The organism is Collinsella sp. AF20-14LB (assembly GCF_003459505.1).
Taxonomy (GTDB): Bacteria; Actinomycetota; Coriobacteriia; order Coriobacteriales; family Coriobacteriaceae; genus Collinsella.
The window spans coordinates 163,581-179,156 of record NZ_QRWD01000001.1 but is presented as its reverse complement, the minus strand read 5'-3'; the positions used below and the strand labels follow the sequence as shown (position 1 = coordinate 179,156).

Here is a 15,576-nt window from a genome sequence, read left to right as displayed (position 1 = left end):
TTTTGGGTATAGACGTCAATGTGTGTGCTAAAGTATTGAGTCCTGTGGACTATGAAGGGAGAATCTGTGCCAAAAAAGACTGAGAGCACGGGTACTGGGCTGGAATCCTACGTTGCAAAGCTCATGGGCAACGGCTCAAACAGGACTTCGGTAACCGAGGACGAGATTCAGGTCGCCCTGAAGGATATCGATGTTTCTGACGAGCAGCTCACCGCGGTGTATTCCGCGCTGCGCAACAGCGGCATCCAGATTATCTCCGCGAGCGGTAACGACGACGCCCCCATGGACGTCGACGATGACGATAACGATACCGATACCGACGATTTTGATGACGACGACGAGCACGATTCCGGCTCGCTCGACGATCACGAGCTCAAGATGGCCCGTCAGGCCGACGCCGAGATGGGTTCTTCCAAGAGCAAGAAGAAGCGCACCGTGCGCACGTCCCGTTCACGCTCCCGCGTGCGTGGCATCGATGCCTCCACGGTGATGCTGACCGGCGATCCGGTTCGTATGTACCTCAAGGAGATCGGCAAGGTCGACCTGCTGACCGCCTCCGAAGAGGTCGATTTGGCCATGAAGATCGAGGCCGGTCTCGAGGCCACCGAGAAGCTCGAGGCTGCCGATGCCGGCGAGCTCGAGCTCACGCGTGCCGAGATGCGTCGTCTTACGCGCATTGAGAACGTGGGCCTCGAAGCCAAGCAGGCACTCATCAGCGCAAACCTGCGTCTGGTCGTCTCCATCGCCAAACGCTATGTCGGCCGCGGCATGCTGTTCCTTGACCTGATCCAGGAGGGCAACCTCGGTCTGATCCGCGCTGTTGAGAAGTTCGACTACCAGAAGGGCTTTAAGTTCTCCACGTACGCCACGTGGTGGATCCGTCAGGCCATTACGCGCGCCATTGCCGATCAGGCCCGTACCATCCGTATTCCCGTGCATATGGTCGAGACCATCAACAAGCTCGTCCGCGTGCAGCGCCAGCTCCTTCAGGACCTGGGTCGCGACCCGACCCCTGAGGAGATCGGTGCCGAGATGGACATGAGCGCCGACCGCGTCCGCGAGATCCAGAAGATTTCGCAGGAGCCCGTGTCGCTCGAGACCCCCATCGGCGAGGAAGAGGATTCCCAGCTGGGCGACTTCATCGAGGACTCCCAGGCTATCGTTCCGCCCGATGCCGCCAGCTTCTCCATGCTGCAGGAGCAGCTCACCCAGGTGCTCGACTCGCTTGCCGATCGTGAGCGCAAGGTTATCGAGCTGCGCTTTGGCCTTGTCGACGGGCATCCCCGCACGCTCGAGGAGGTCGGTCGCGAGTTTGGTGTCACGCGCGAGCGTATCCGCCAGATCGAGTCCAAGACCCTGGCCAAGCTTCGTCACCCGAGCCGCAGCAGCAAGCTCAAAGACTATATCGAGTCTTAGGGTTACGGCGTTCTACCGAACGCCGTAACTGGCCGACGCTGCAAACCCGCCAGAGCGGCAATCTGCCTTTCAACTTCGGCGGCATGACCAAAAGGTCAATGCCGCCTTGTTTCAAGGCACCTTGCTCGCTCTGGCGGGTTTTCGCTGTCCGTCCTCTATCTGCGGCGTTGCTATGGCTGTCAGTTGTGCGACAGTTTGGGGGTGGTTATTGGGGACAGACTTAAATGAGTAGTCGTTGGGGACGTTCTTGAATGACTAGTCGTTTAAGAACGTCACCAATGACTAGGCGGAGAAAAATTCTTAAAAAAGTTCTTGCCCTGAGCTGATTCGTCCGTATAATAAACTTCGTTGCTTGAGAGCACGCACCTATTCCTCGGTAGCTCAATGGTAGAGCACGCGGCTGTTAACCGCGCTGTTGTAGGTTCGAGTCCTACCCGGGGAGCCAGAATTTCTCAGCCCATTCCGCTGGGCTTTTAAATTCCTCGGTAGCTCAATGGTAGAGCACGCGGCTGTTAACCGCGCTGTTGTAGGTTCGAGTCCTACCCGGGGAGCCAGGTTGTAAAACCCGTCGCTTATGCGGCGGGTTTTTTCATGCCGCGACCACTTGACTCGAACGTTGCCATATCAACATTTCGTGTCGAGGATGTAATCCCGCGACCCACCACCTCAACATGGCGCGGTCGTTGTAGAATATTGCAATGATTGCTCCCACGACATGGTGCCGCGAGCACCAGATAAGGAGATTCTTGTGTCTGAGACCATTAACGGCAGCCTGAGCGTCTCGAACGACGTTATTGCCGATATTGCCGGTTATGCCGCGATGACGTGCTATGGCGTCGTCGGTATGGCTGAGCAGCTCCAAGGCGCCGAGAGCGTGCGCCTGCTTGCCGGTCAGCGCCTCCGCAAGGGCGTGCTTGTCTCCGCCGACGAGAACGGCCTTACGGTCGATCTTCACGTCGTGCTCGAGAACGGCGTCAACATGAAATCCGTCTGCCACAATCTTTCGAGCTCCGTTGCCTTCACCCTGCAGGAGATCGCCCAGATCGATCCCGCCAGCCTTAAGATCGGCATCCATATCGACGCGCTCAAGAGCCGTCTGAACTAGCATCCGAAAACGGAGATTTAAATACCCATGATTGCAAAGACCATTCGCACCTGTTTTCCGATCGCTGCGGCTGCCGTTTCCGACAAGGCCGAGGAGATCAACAAGCTCAACGTCTTTCCCGTGCCCGACGGTGACACCGGCACCAACATGTCGCTCACGCTCGCCTCGGTGACCAAGGAGCTTTCTGCCCTTCCCGCCGACGCCGACATGGAGGCCATCGCCGGCGCCATCACCCACGGCTCCCTGATGGGCGCCCGCGGCAACTCCGGCGTCATCACCTCGCAGATCTTGCGCGGCGTGGCCGAGGGCCTTGTCTCCGCCGACGAGCCCATTACGTCCGCCAACATCGCCTTCGCCTTCCGTCGTGCCGTCAAGGTTGCCTTCCAGGCCGTCCGTAAGCCCATCGAGGGTACGATCCTCACGGTGCTGCGCGATGTCTCGACCAAGGCCGACGAGTGCGAAAAGAAGAAGTTCTCGGCCGAGGACGCGCTCGACGCCATCGTCGTCGAGGCCTACCAGTCCGTCGCCCGCACGCCCGACCTGCTGCCCGTTCTGAAGGAGAACGGCGTGGTCGACTCCGGCGCCTTTGGCTTTGCTATTTTCCTTGAGAACTTTGTTGCCGCCGCTCTTGGCCGCAGCACCGTTGTCGAGGATTTCTCCGCCACGTTTGATTCCGCCTGCTCTGCCCGCGACGCGGCCCTTGGTCGTGTTGAGATCGAGGCCAACGACGACTGGGAGGGCTCGGAATTCCGCTACTGCAACGAGTTCCTCTTTAAGGCCGACGCTCCCTTTGACGAGGACGAGTGCCTCAAGTTCCTGGGTTCCATGGGCGACTGCGAGCTGCTCGTGGGTGCTTACCCCGATTACAAGATTCACGTGCACTCCAACACCCCCAATCTGGTGCTCGAGCACATGCTGCAGCTTGGTCAGATCTACGAGGTCTTTATCCACAACATGGAGATGGAGGCCCACGACCGTACCGCCAAGATTCATGAGGAGCAGGAGAAGGCCGCCGAGCCCGCGAAGGCCCTGGGCTTTGTCGCCGTTGCCGCCGGTTCCGGCGAGGCCGACATCCTCAAGTCCCTCGGCGTCGACGTGATCGTGTCGGGTGGTCAGACCATGAACCCCTCGACTGCAGACCTGCTGGGTGCTGTTGACCAGGTCAACGCGACCTCGGTCATCATCCTGCCCAACAACGGCAACATCCGCATGGCCGCTGAGGCCGCTGCCTCAGCCTGCACCGACAAGAAGGTCGCCGTCGTTCCCACCAAGACCGTTCCGCAGGCCTTCTCCGCGCTGTTCGCGGTCCTGCCCGATTCCGAGCTCGCTGATGCCGTCGCCGCTATGGTCGACGCCATCAGCGAGGTCCGCGATGGCGAGGTCACCCGCGCCGTGCGCGACTCCAGCGCCTCGGACGGCTCCCCGATTCACTCCGGTGACGTCATGGGCATCATTGCCGGCTCCATCGATGTCGTCGGCTCCGACGTGAAGCAGGTCACGCTCGATTGCATCAACCGCATGCAGGAGGAAGAGGAGGGCGACGCGCTGACGATTCTGGCCGGCGAGGAGCTGTCCGATGAAGCCTTCCAGGAGATCGTCGACGCTATCGAGGAGGCTCAGCCCGACCTGGAGATCGACGCCCATCGTGGCGAGCAGCCGCTCTATCCCGTGATCTTCTCGATCGAGTAGGCATCTGCCCATGTCCGAGCTCTGCTCCGTGCCGCGCGTCTCTGATCGCTTTGCCCAGAGCAATGCGCTCGACGAGGATATCGCGCGACTCAAATATGTTTCGGGTAAACGTGAGGAGGCCCTTCGCCGTCTGGGAATTCGGACGGTGGGGGACCTCCTTCTCCATATCCCTCATCGATACCTGGACTTTACGCGCTCCTGGTCCATCGAGATGGCGCCCATCGGTACCGTGTGCACCATCATCGCCACGGTCGACCGTATCGTTCAAAAGAAGCCGCGTCCGCGCATGCAGGTGACCGAGGTCTCACTCGTTGACGAGACGGGCGTGCTGCAGGTCGCCTTTTTCCGTCAGCCTTGGATTGCCCAGCAGCTTAAACAGGGCGACCGCCTGGCCGTGATGGGCAAGGTCGAGTTTGCCTACGGTTTTAAGCAGATGGCCTCGCCGCACTTTGAAAAGCTTGATGACGGGCGTGCTGCGGGCACCATTTTGCCGGTCCATTATGTGAGTGACGGCGTGAGCCAGGCATGGATGCGCCGCATCGTAAGTGGCGCGCTCGAGGTCGTCGGCAATCCCTTCGACCCGATTCCCGCACGCTTGCGCGTTAAACGTCGCCTGATGAGCAATGCTCGTGCGCTTCGATCAATTCACTTTCCCTCGAGCATGGCTGAGCGCGATATCGCGCGCGCACGGCTTGCCTACGAGGAGTGCCTCTACCTGCAGCTGGCGCTGCGCCTGCGCAACGACGGCAGCCTGGTCGATGTGGTGCCCTACGCCCACGCCGCGGGCGAGCACCTGGCCGCGCTTAAGCAGGCCCTGCCGTTTTCGCTGAGCGACGAGCAGGAGGCCGCGTTCCAAGATATCCTGCGCGATATGTGCGATGGCGGGCGCGTGATGAACCGCCTGCTGCTGGGCGATGTCGGTACCGGTAAGACCGCCGTTGCCGCCTGCGCGCTGGCTGTGGCTGCCGATAGCGGCACGCAGGCCTGCGTTATGGCGCCCACGGGCGTGCTGGCGCGTCAATATGCCGATAAGACCGGCCCCTTGCTCTTGCAGGCTGGCATGACCTGGGCGCTCCTGACGGGCGCCACGCCGGCGGCCGAGCGCGAGCGGATTCATGCCCATCTGGAATCGGGCGAGCTCGATGTCCTCTTTGGCACCCATGCGGTGCTTTCGGATAACGTGGCGTTTAAGCATCTGTCGCTCGTGGTCATCGATGAGCAGCACCGGTTTGGCGTCGGCCAACGCAACGCCCTGCGTGCGAAGGGCCCTGGTGCCGATCTGCTCGTTATGACGGCAACGCCCATCCCACGTACGCTGGCGCTTTCGGTCTACGGCGATCTGGACACGAGCATCATCCGTCATCGGCCCGTCCCTGGCGCTGGCGTGACGACACGCGTGCTTACCGAGTCGAGCCGCGACCTTGCCTATGGCGCCATCCGCGAGGCGCATGAAAAGGGTCAGCAGGCCTACGTGATTTGCCCGCTCGTGGAGCCGAGCGACTCGGCCGATGAGCTTGAGGATGTGCCCGGTATCGTCCGTGACGACGAGGGTCGCGTAACCGTGCCCGTGCCGCTGCACGATACGGCAACCGAGCTCGACCGCCTACGCCTGGCGTTGCCGGGGCTTACCATCGAGCGTCTTCACGGCCGCATGCCGGCGGGGGAGAAGGATCGCGTGATCGACGCCTTCAAGCGCGGCGAGATCGACGTGCTCGTTTCGACCACGGTGGTCGAGGTGGGCGTCGACGTGCCCAACGCCACCGTCATGGTCATCGAGAACGGTGAGCGCTTTGGCTTGGCGGCCCTGCACCAGCTGCGCGGCCGCGTGGGCCGCGGCAGCGTGTCGGGCACCTGCCTGGTCATGACGCACTCCAAGGGCAACGGCGGCGCTTCGGCGGCGCAAGACCGTCTCCAGTCGCTCGAAAAGACCTCGGATGGCTTTACGCTCGCCCAGATGGACCTGCGTCTGCGCCACGAGGGCGAAATCCTGGGGTACCGCCAGCATGGCGGGGTGACCCTGCGCTTTGTCGACCTGGATGCCGACGAGGAGCTGATCGAGTGGGCCCATTTGGACGCAGTCGAGCTCTTGCGGTATGCTTGCAACCTTGACTCCGTGTCGACGCGCCCCCTGCGCGATGCGGTCGCCATGCGATATCGACACATTTTTAAGGAGGTCAGCGGAGGATGAGAATCATCGGCGGCGAATGGCGCGGTCGTAAGATCGAGGAGCCCCGTGGTCGCGATGTCACCCGCCCCACGACCGATCGCGTGCGCGAGGCATGCGCATCTATGGTCATGTCGGCATTCGACTTCGATCTGGACGAGGTCCGCGTGCTGGACGCCTTTGGCGGCTCCGGCGCCTTAGGGTTAGAGATGCTCTCACGTGGTGCCCGCTCACTCACGACGTTCGAGATCGATCGGAATGCCGCGCGGCTCATTACCAAGAATATCGAGTCGCTCTGCCGTGACCGTGCGCGTTGGCGCGTGGTAACGGGCGACATGCTGGCGAGTGCCTCGCGCGGTCGTGTGCCGGGCGGCCCCTTTGATCTGGTCCTGCTCGACCCGCCCTATGCTTTTGGTGCCGAGCCGGTCGAGATACTGCTGCAGAACCTGGCTCAGCAGGGTCTGCTTGCACCTGGCGCTTATGCCCTGTTTGAGCATGCCGCCGCCGATGCGGGCGCGCATCCGGCAGGCTTTGAGATCGTGCGCGAGAAGCGCTACGGCATTACCTCGGTCGACCTGCTTCGTTGGGTCGGCGATGACGATGGTGAGGAAGATTGCACCGGCACCGATGCTCACAACAACGATGCCATGACGGTTCAGGAGAACGCCCATGAGTGACACCATCAACCGCGTGATCGTCCCGGGCACCTTCGATCCCATCACGTTTGGCCATATCGACGTCATCCGCCGCGCCCGCCGTATCTTTCCCAGCGTGATCGTCGCTGTCGCCGAGTCGCAGGGTAAAAACGGTGTGGGCACCACGTTTATGCTGGATGAGCGCGTGGCGCTGGCTCGCGAGGCGCTCGGTGATATCGACGGCGTCGATGTCCTGCCCTTTACCGGCCTCTTGGTCGACTTCGCTCGCGAGCAGGGGGCGGGGGCCGTGGTCAAGGGCCTGCGCGCCATGACCGACTTTGAGTACGAGCTGCAGCAGGCAGACCTCAACTATCGCTTGGATAACGAGCTGGAGTCCATCTTTGTCATGAGTGCGCCGCAGTACGGCTATATCTCGAGTTCGGTCGTTCGCCAGATCGCCTCGCTCGGCAGCGATGTATCGACGTTTGTCCCGCCCAACGTGGTCGAAGCGCTCAGACACCGCTTTTCGTGACGTTTTTTATTGCCTGGTGGCATGTGGTAAACTAGCACGATGATATGTTACCTATGAAAGGAGACCGGATGCCGGGCGAGAATTTTCCTGGCGATAGGATCGTCAGCTTGGTCGATGAGCTCGAAGGGCTGATCGAGGAAGCCAAGCCGCCTTTCGGCAAGAACGCTCAGTTCAAGGTCATCGACGCCGACGTGTTCTTCAACATCCTCGACGAGATCCGCATGAGCTATCCCGAGGAGTGGCAGAAGTCCCGCCGTATCCTTAAGGAGCGCGAGGAGCTTATGGCTTCCGCCGCCGCTCAGGCCGATTCCATCATCGCCGACGCTCAGCAGCAGGCCCTCACCATTGCCGGTGAGCAGGAGATCGTCCGCTTGGCACAGCAGCAGGCCGACGACATCCGCGATCGTGCCCAGCAGTACGAGCGCGAGACGCGTTATGCTGCCGAGGACTACGCAGAGCAGGTCTTTACGCACCTGGAGGAGAACCTCAAGAGCCTGACCGGCACCGTTACCCGTTGCCGTCAGCAGCTCAACGAGGGTGCCGCCCAACAGAATGGTCAGTGGTAATGGCTGAGTTCCCGAGCGTTACCGTCGATCTTTCTGAGCGGCTCGAGTTTCCTGGTGATTCGTATCCGCTGACCGGCAAGGTCGATGTTGCCACCTACACGGTGGGCGAGAAGGAGTACCAGCTACAGGACGGCATCGACTACGACGTTGTCTTTACCAATGCCGGTACCGGTGTCTTGCTCACGGGCATGGTCCGCGCGCACGCCACCGGCGAGTGCGACCGTTGCCTGGAGCCTGCCTCGTTTGATATCGCCGGCGAGATCGAGGAGTTCTACCTCTTTGAGGAGCCCGAGGATCCCGAGGCCTACGAGGACGGCTACGAGCTCCTGGGTGAGGACCGCATCGTCGATCTGGGTGAGCCCATCAACGACGCGGTCGTCATGGACACGCCGTTTGTGGTGCTCTGCAAGCCCGATTGTCGCGGTCTGTGCCCCACTTGCGGTTGCAATCTCAACGTGGAGCAATGCGATTGTGCTGCCCAAGCCGAGGCCGAATGGGCCGAAGCCACGGAAAATCCATTTGCAGCATTGAAGAATCTCAAGCTCGATGAGTAAAACTGTGGTAGTATCGCTACTTGCGCGTAATCGCCACACTGGATAGTTCATAAGGAAGGTCACTATGCCCGTACCTAAACAAAAGCAGGGTCGTATCCGCACTCACACCCGTCGTTCCGCTAACATGAAGATCTCGGCTGCGGCTCAGTCCACGTGCCCCCGTTGCGGCGCTGTCAAGCTTCCGCACCACGTGTGCCCCAGCTGCGGTTTCTACAAGGACCGCGAGGTTATCGTTACCGAGTAACGGTATACTCTGGATGCGATGCCGTTCCAAATGGAACCACAATGGCCGGCTCAATGAGTCGGCCATTTTTGTATAAGGAGCATGTATATGAGTAACGTTCGCGTTTGTGTAGACGTTGTGGGCGGAGACGAGAAACCTCAGGTTGTTCTAGATGGTATCGAGGCTGCGCTTGCCGCCGATTCCGATATCGAGGTCTTGGCAGCTGGCCCCGCCGAAATCGTCAATCCCTTTGCAGCTTCCCATGCACGTGTTGAGGCCCTTGAGGCACCCGACGTTATCGCCATGGATGACGATCCCATTCGCGCCGTGATGACCAAACGCAAGTCGTCGATCGTGCTGTCGTGCCGCGCCATCAAGAAGGGAAATGCGGATGCGTTCTTCTCTGCCGGCTCGACCGGTGCCATGGCCGCCGCTGCCACCGCCTACGTGACGCCGTTTAGGTATCAGGCCGAAGGCAAGAAACAGCCGGTGCGTCCCTGTCTGACCAATGCGCTGCCCAATCGCGCCGGCGGTCTGACGGTGCTGTGTGATATGGGCGCCAACCCCGATGTCGAGGTCGATGACATGGTACGTTTTGCCCAGATGGGTAGTGCTTATGCCCGCGTCGTCCTGGGCATCGAGCATCCCCGCGTGGGCCTGCTTGCCAACGGCACCGAGGACGAGAAGGGCTCCAACTTTACCAAGGCCTGCTTCCCGGCCATGAAAGCCGCCGTTCCCGGCTTTGTTGGTAACTGCGAGGGCACCGATCTTACGTCGGGCAATTTTGACGTCGTGGTCGCCGACGGCATGTCGGGCAACATCGCGCTCAAGGCCACTGAGGGCGCTGCCAAGTTTTTGCTGCAGGAGCTCAAGGGCGTCTTTATGTCTTCGCTTGGCACCAAGATCGCCGCGCTGCTCATTAAAAAGCAGATGCGCGAGATCAAGGCCAAGCTCTCTGGCGACGCCAAGGGCGGCGCGATTCTTTTGGGCCTGCGCGGCGTGGTCCTGATCGGCCATGGCGCCACCTCGGTCGAGGCTGTAAAAAACGGTACGCTCGCGGCGGCCGAAGCCGTGCGCGCCGGGCTGGTCGAGAATGTCGCCAACTCTATGGACAGTATCGTTTTATAAGAGCGAGTTAGAGCGCTGTTATGTGCCTCACGGCGCACGTCGTGGGGTAGAATCAAAACCGTGTATTGGTGCCGCCCGCGCGGTGCCAATCTTTTGGTATTCATGCACTATGAGAGGAAGCGCTATGGACCGCTCCGAAATCTTCGACAAGATCGCCGAGGTCGCTGCTGACGTTCTGGGCGTCGATGTTGCCGAAATTAGCGATGAGACCACCTTTGACGACCTCGATGCCAACTCGCTCGAGCGCCTGCAGCTGGTTACGGCTATCGAGGACGAGTTCAACCTCGAGATCGATGACGAGACCCTGCTCTCGCTCAACTCTGTCGCCGACGCGGTCGACGCGATTGAAAACGCCAGGGAGGCCTAGGTCTTGGCTTTATCCGAACGACTTACGCGCGCCCAGGAAATTCTGGGCCACGAGTTCAATAATAAGGTGCTGCTGCGCGCGGCCCTTACGCATCCTTCGGCCGTCGAAGGTCAGCCTGTCTCGGCAAGCTACGAGCGCTTGGAGTTTTTGGGCGATTCCATTTTGGGCGCCGTGGTCGCACGCTCCCTGTTTGAGTCCTATCCGGAGTTTGACGAGGGCAAGCTCACCCGCCTAAAGGTGTCGCTCGTCTCGGGCGCCACGTTGTCGGAAGTGTCCCACGAGCTGGGCATCGACGACATCATCATCTTTGGTGCCTCAGAGACCGGTACCGGTGCGCGCGGCCTGCATTCGGCGCTCGAGAACGTCTACGAGTCGCTCGTGGGTGCGCTGTACCTGGATGCCGGCTGGGATGTTGCGGCGGACTTTATCCATCGTACGCTTAAGCCGCATTTGGCTTCCGAGCGTGCCGAGCATCCTGCAAACCCCAAGTCGTTTTTGCAGGAGTGCGTGCAAGCCGACGGTCACGAACCCCCGGCGTATAAGCTCGTTGGCTCCGAGGGCCCGGCGCATGCGCCCACCTTTACCGCCGTGGTGTTGATCGATGGTATTCGCCAGGGTCGCGGCTCTGGCTCCTCAAAGAAGGAAGCCGAGGGAGCCGCTGCACTCGAGGCACTTGACCGCATGGGCTATACCACCAACGGCGTGATTCTCAACAAGAAGCCTGTTTAAGCGAGGAACCGTGTATCTCAAGTCCCTCACGCTCAAAGGGTTCAAGTCGTTTGCCGACCGCGCCCATATGACGTTTGAGCCGGGCCTGACCGTCATCGTCGGTCCCAACGGCTCGGGAAAATCGAACATCTCCGACTCCATCCTGTGGGTCCTGGGCGAGCAGAGCGCCAAGCAGCTGCGCGGCCAGGCCATGGAGGACGTCATCTTCTCGGGCTCATCAGCGCGCAAGCCGGTGGGTGTCGCCGAGGTCACGCTGGTGCTCGATAACTCGGACCATATGCTGCCCGTCGATTTTGACGAGGTCGCCATCACCCGTCGCATGTATCGCTCGGGCGAAAGCGAGTACCTCATCAACTCGAGTCCGTGCCGCCTGATGGACATTCAGGACATCCTGCACGATTCGGGTCTGGGCAAGGATACGCATTCCATCATCAGCCAGGGCAAGCTCGACGCCATTTTGCAGAGCCGCCCCGAGGAGCGCCGTGCCCTCATCGAGGAGGCCGCCGGCATCTCCAAGCACAAGCGCCGCAAGGAGCGTGCGCTCAAAAAGATTAAGTCGATGGACGAGCACCTGACGCGTGCCCGCGACATCAATAAGGAAATCGCCCGTCAGCTGCGACCGCTGGAGCGTCAGGTCGATCGCGCGCGCAAGTACAAAGAGCTGTCCTCGCGCGCGAACGAGCTTACGCAGATGCTGGCCGTCGATGAGCTTCGTTCGCTGCAGTCGCAGTGGAACGACCTGGAGAGCCGCTCCAAAGAGGGCGCGGCCGAGCTTGAGCTTGCGCAGTACCGCTTGGGCGAAAAGGAGCGCGAGCTCGAGAGGCTCCAGGTCATGCTCGAGGAAAAGGGCCTGTTTGTGGGCGACCTAGGCGAGCAGCGCCGTCATATGCAAGATGTGGTCGGCCGCATTAACTCCGACATGCGCCTGCTCGAGGAAAAGGGCCACAACATGGTGTCGCGCCTGTCTGACATGCGCGGTCAGATCTCGAGCTCCGAGCATCAGCGTCGTCGCGTGGTCGAGGAGCTCGAGGACGCGCGTGCCCAGCTTGAGGAAGTGACCGGTGCGCACATGCAGGCCCAGGACGACGTTGACGCCGCCGGTCCTGCCGCCGCTGAGCTCCACGAGCGGCGCGTGGCGCTCGACAATCAGATTTCGCAGCTTACGCGCGAGCAACGCGATGTGCAGCGCGTGGCCGATAACGCCGCGCTCGAGCTTGCTAAGGTGAAGGATTCCTTGAGCAATGCCGAGGTCGAGGACAACATGTATGCCTCGCGCCTGGAGCAGATTGACGAGCAGCTCGAGGAGGTCACGGCCTCGCTCGAGAGCCGTCGCGACCGCGCCGAGGAGCTTGAGTACGCTCTTGAGGAAGCTCGCCAGGCTCAGGTCGATGCGCGCGAGGCCACCGAGACGGCACGCGCTGCCCTCAAGGACCTGCGTGCCCGCGAGGGCGAGGCACGCAACAAGCTGTCCGAGGTGCGCTCGGAGCTTGCCAGTCAAAAGAAACTCGATGCCCGCATGGCCGACAGCTCGCCGCTCGTGAGCCGCCTGGTGGGTGCGCTGGGCGACGATGTCTCGGGTCGTCTGGGCGACGTGCTCGAGGTCCCGCGCGAGCTTGAGGGCCTGGTTGAGCAATTGCTCGCCGGCGATATCGATGCCCTGTTGTTCGATAACGCTGCCGCACTCGAGCGTGCCGGTCGTGCTGCTCTGGACCAGAAGATGGCCTCGGGCGAGGCGCTGCTGGTGGCGCGCGGCGTGAGTGGCTCTGCGGCCGCCGAGGGTGCCGCCGGTACCCGTCTTGTTGACCGCCTGTCCGTGCGCGCCGGTTATGGTCCGGTTGTCGAGGCACTGCTCGGCGGCTATTACGTGGTCGATGATTTGGCCACCGCGCTGGCCGCGCCCGTCGTTGACGGTGTGACCTACGTGACGCCCGATGGTGCCCGCGTGAGCTGTGGCGGCCTGGTTCGCGTGGGGCTTGATGCCGGCGAGGCTTCGGGTGCCTTGGAGCGTAAACGTCGTATCCGCGAGCTGGAAGGCCTGGAGCCCGATCTCGCTGCCGTGTTTGAGCATGTTTCGGATCAGGTCGTCGAGGCCAATACTGCCGTTGAGGAGGCCCATGCTGCCGAGGGCGATGCTGCCGGCGAGATTGCCCGCCTTGAGGGCGAGCGTCGCTCCCTGCTGTCCGAGATCGGCCGCCTGGAGCAGAGTGCCAACAATGCCGAGGTCGAGCGGGTACGGATTTCCAAGCGCCGCGAGCAGGCTGCCGAGGCCGTACGTGCCGCACGTCCGCGCGTGGATGATCTTACCCGTTCACGTGACGAGGCCCGTGCGCAGGCGAGTGACTTGGGCTTGCAGATTGCCGAGGCCAACGACGATCTCGATCGCGTTCGGCGCGATGACTCCGAGGCCGCCGGTAAGCTCGCCGACGCTAAGGTGCGCCTGGCTCAGACGAGCGAGCGCCTGCGTTCGCTGAAGGGCCGCGTGCCCGATCTTGAGCATCGCCTTGAGGGTATCGACCGTCGTATCCGCGGGACGCGTCAGGCCTCACGCTCGCTCGAGCTGCTGCGCCTTCGCGTCGATCCCATGCATGAGCGCTATTCTGCCCTGTTGGAGCGCGCCTCGGACTGGGCTGCGCGCCTGCGCGATCAGGCATCGCTTGAGGAGGCGGACTCGGCTTCGCTTAAGAAGACCATCGAGGACGCCAAGACCGAGGTCGCCCGCGCCAAAGAGAGGGTCGATGTTGCCGCCACGACGCAAAATGAGTTCAAGGTGGCGCGCGGCAAGCTCGAGGTGCAGGTCGAGGCTGCCATCAAGGCCATCACCGCCGACGGTACCACGGTGCTCGAGGAAGCGCTCATGCTGCCGGCGCCCACCGATCGCGATGCCGCCGAGCGCGAGCTCAACCAGCTTGTTCGTCAAATCAACAACTTGGGTCCTGTGAACCAGGTTGCCATGGAAGAGTACGAGCAGCTCAAGCGCCGCGCCGATTACATCGAGGAACAGCTGGCCGATCTGGAGAGCGCGCGCAAGGCGCTTACCAAGATCACCGTGGCGATCGATCGCAAGATGCGCAAGGCGTTCCTAGTGACGTTTGAGAAGGTTGATGCGAACTTCCGCGAGATCTTCGCCATGCTCTTCCCGGGCGGCCAGGCACATTTGGAGATGACCGACCCCGAGCATCCGGCCGAGACGGGCATCGAGGTCGTGGCGCAGCCGCGCGGCAAGCGCATCACCAAGATGATGCTCATGTCGGGCGGCGAGAAGAGCCTGACGGCGCTCGCCCTGCTCTTTGCCGTATACCGTACGCGCACGGTGCCGTTCTATGTGCTGGACGAGGTCGAGGCGGCACTCGACGACGCCAACCTGTCCAAGCTCATCGGCGCCCTCGATGTGCTGCGTTCCGATACGCAGCTCTTGGTAATCTCGCATCAGCGCCGTACTATGGAGGATGCTGACGTTCTCTACGGCGTCTCGATGCAAGCCGACGGCGTCAGTCGCGTCGTCTCGCAAAAACTCGATCGCGAAACCGGAAAGGTCGTGAATGCATAATGGGATTCTTTGATGCACTCTCGCGCGGACTTGAGCGCAGCCGCGAGGCCCTCAACGAGGTCTTCTACTTTGGCGGCGAGGTCGACGAGGATTTTTGGGAGGATCTTGAGGACACCCTCGTCATGGGTGACATGGGTGCCGAGGTCGCCATTCAGGTCTCCGATGACCTGCGCGACGCCGCGGCCAAGAAGAACCTCAAGACCGCCCCGCAGCTTCGCCGCGCCCTGGCCGAGCAGCTCGAGGGCCATTTTGTGCCTGTTGAGCGCGATCCGTTTTCCGATACGCCGAGCTGTGTGCTGTTTGTCGGCATCAACGGCGCCGGCAAGACCACCACGGTCGGCAAGATTGCAAGCGCCATGGCCGCCCGCGGCAAGAACGTGGTGATCGGTTCGGCCGACACCTTCCGCGCCGCCGCCATCGAGCAGCTCGATGTGTGGGGCCAGCGTGCCGGCGTACCGGTTATCAAGCGTGACCGCGGCTCCGATCCGGCGAGCGTGTGCTATGACGTGCTCGACGAGGCCGATAAGCGCGGCAGCGACCTGGTGCTCATCGATACCGCCGGCCGTCTGCACACGAGCCCCGAGCTCATGCGCGAGCTCGCCAAGGTGGTCAACGTGACGCGTAAGCGCGCCGCCAATATGGCCGCCGGCCCCATGCCCGTCTCGGTCGTGCTTGTAATCGATGCCGCCACTGGCCAGAACGGTCTGAACCAGGCGCTCGAGTTTAACGAGGCGCTGGGCCTGGACGGTATTATCATGACTAAGCTCGACGGCACGGCTAAGGGCGGTATCGCCATGGCCGTGGCCGAGAAGCTCAAGCTCCCGATCCTGCGCATCGGCGTGGGCGAGCAGGTCGATGACCTGCAGGAGTTTAACGCCAAAGATTTCTGCCGCGCCCTGGTGGGCGAGTCCAACTAAGGAG

General features: G+C 61.8%; 14 protein-coding genes and 2 tRNA genes. All 16 read left to right on the top strand.

Features of this window, described 5'->3' with window-relative positions; all coding sequences use genetic code 11:
* Window positions 1-66: 66 nt before the first annotated feature.
* On the top strand, window positions 67-1,416 hold the full coding sequence (gene rpoD / locus DWX63_RS00820; protein WP_055286388.1) for an RNA polymerase sigma factor RpoD: 1,350 nt from the start codon (window positions 67-69) through the stop codon (window positions 1,414-1,416).
* 370 nt (window positions 1,417-1,786) lie between these two features.
* A tRNA-Asn gene (locus DWX63_RS00815) sits at window positions 1,787-1,861 on the top strand.
* Window positions 1,862-1,895: 34 nt separating this feature from the next.
* Window positions 1,896-1,970, top strand: a tRNA-Asn gene (locus DWX63_RS00810).
* A gap of 161 nt (window positions 1,971-2,131) precedes the next feature.
* Window positions 2,132-2,521 carry an Asp23/Gls24 family envelope stress response protein gene (locus DWX63_RS00805; RefSeq protein WP_187361832.1) on the top strand — a complete coding sequence of 130 codons (390 nt, stop codon included), beginning with the start codon at window positions 2,132-2,134 and terminating at the stop codon, window positions 2,519-2,521.
* A gap of 27 nt (window positions 2,522-2,548) precedes the next feature.
* Entirely contained in the window at window positions 2,549-4,210 is a 1,662-nt protein-coding gene (locus DWX63_RS00800; RefSeq protein ID WP_117842506.1) for a DAK2 domain-containing protein, read from the top strand.
* A gap of 10 nt (window positions 4,211-4,220) precedes the next feature.
* Window positions 4,221-6,398: an ATP-dependent DNA helicase RecG gene (gene recG / locus DWX63_RS00795; protein WP_117842505.1), complete on the top strand. Its 2,178-nt coding sequence runs from the start codon at window positions 4,221-4,223 to the stop codon at window positions 6,396-6,398.
* The gene (rsmD, locus tag DWX63_RS00790; RefSeq protein ID WP_117842504.1) at window positions 6,395-7,051 is read left to right on the top strand and encodes a 16S rRNA (guanine(966)-N(2))-methyltransferase RsmD; all 657 of its coding nucleotides are present in this window, start codon (window positions 6,395-6,397) and stop codon (window positions 7,049-7,051) included. Before recG ends, rsmD begins: the two co-directional genes overlap by 4 nt.
* A complete protein-coding gene (coaD, locus tag DWX63_RS00785; RefSeq protein WP_117842503.1) occupies window positions 7,044-7,541 on the top strand; it encodes a pantetheine-phosphate adenylyltransferase in 498 nt (165 codons plus the stop codon). Before rsmD ends, coaD begins: the two co-directional genes overlap by 8 nt.
* Window positions 7,542-7,609: 68 nt before the next feature.
* Complete coding sequence (locus tag DWX63_RS00780) at window positions 7,610-8,107, top strand: ATPase (protein WP_040358176.1); 498 nt, start codon at window positions 7,610-7,612, stop codon at window positions 8,105-8,107.
* The gene (locus DWX63_RS00775) at window positions 8,107-8,661 is read left to right on the top strand and encodes a DUF177 domain-containing protein (protein ID WP_117842502.1); all 555 of its coding nucleotides are present in this window, start codon (window positions 8,107-8,109) and stop codon (window positions 8,659-8,661) included. The genes DWX63_RS00780 and DWX63_RS00775 overlap by 1 nt, the downstream gene beginning before the upstream one ends.
* Before the next feature lie 64 nt (window positions 8,662-8,725).
* Window positions 8,726-8,905 (top strand): 50S ribosomal protein L32, encoded by a 180-nt coding sequence (gene rpmF / locus DWX63_RS00770; RefSeq protein ID WP_022094017.1) that lies wholly within the window; start codon window positions 8,726-8,728, stop codon window positions 8,903-8,905.
* 87 nt (window positions 8,906-8,992) lie between these two features.
* Window positions 8,993-10,012 (top strand): phosphate acyltransferase PlsX, encoded by a 1,020-nt coding sequence (gene plsX / locus DWX63_RS00765; RefSeq protein ID WP_117842501.1) that lies wholly within the window; start codon window positions 8,993-8,995, stop codon window positions 10,010-10,012.
* A 124-nt stretch (window positions 10,013-10,136) separates the two neighbouring features.
* Window positions 10,137-10,379 carry an acyl carrier protein gene (locus DWX63_RS00760; protein ID WP_055309519.1) on the top strand — a complete coding sequence of 81 codons (243 nt, stop codon included), beginning with the start codon at window positions 10,137-10,139 and terminating at the stop codon, window positions 10,377-10,379.
* A gap of 3 nt (window positions 10,380-10,382) precedes the next feature.
* The gene (rnc, locus tag DWX63_RS00755) at window positions 10,383-11,108 is read left to right on the top strand and encodes a ribonuclease III (protein ID WP_117765703.1); all 726 of its coding nucleotides are present in this window, start codon (window positions 10,383-10,385) and stop codon (window positions 11,106-11,108) included.
* Window positions 11,109-11,118: 10 nt separating this feature from the next.
* Entirely contained in the window at window positions 11,119-14,655 is a 3,537-nt protein-coding gene (gene smc, locus DWX63_RS00750) for a chromosome segregation protein SMC (RefSeq protein WP_117842500.1), read from the top strand.
* The gene (gene ftsY / locus DWX63_RS00745) at window positions 14,655-15,572 is read left to right on the top strand and encodes a signal recognition particle-docking protein FtsY (protein WP_117564147.1); all 918 of its coding nucleotides are present in this window, start codon (window positions 14,655-14,657) and stop codon (window positions 15,570-15,572) included. Before smc ends, ftsY begins: the two co-directional genes overlap by 1 nt.
* Window positions 15,573-15,576: the final 4 nt, after the last annotated feature.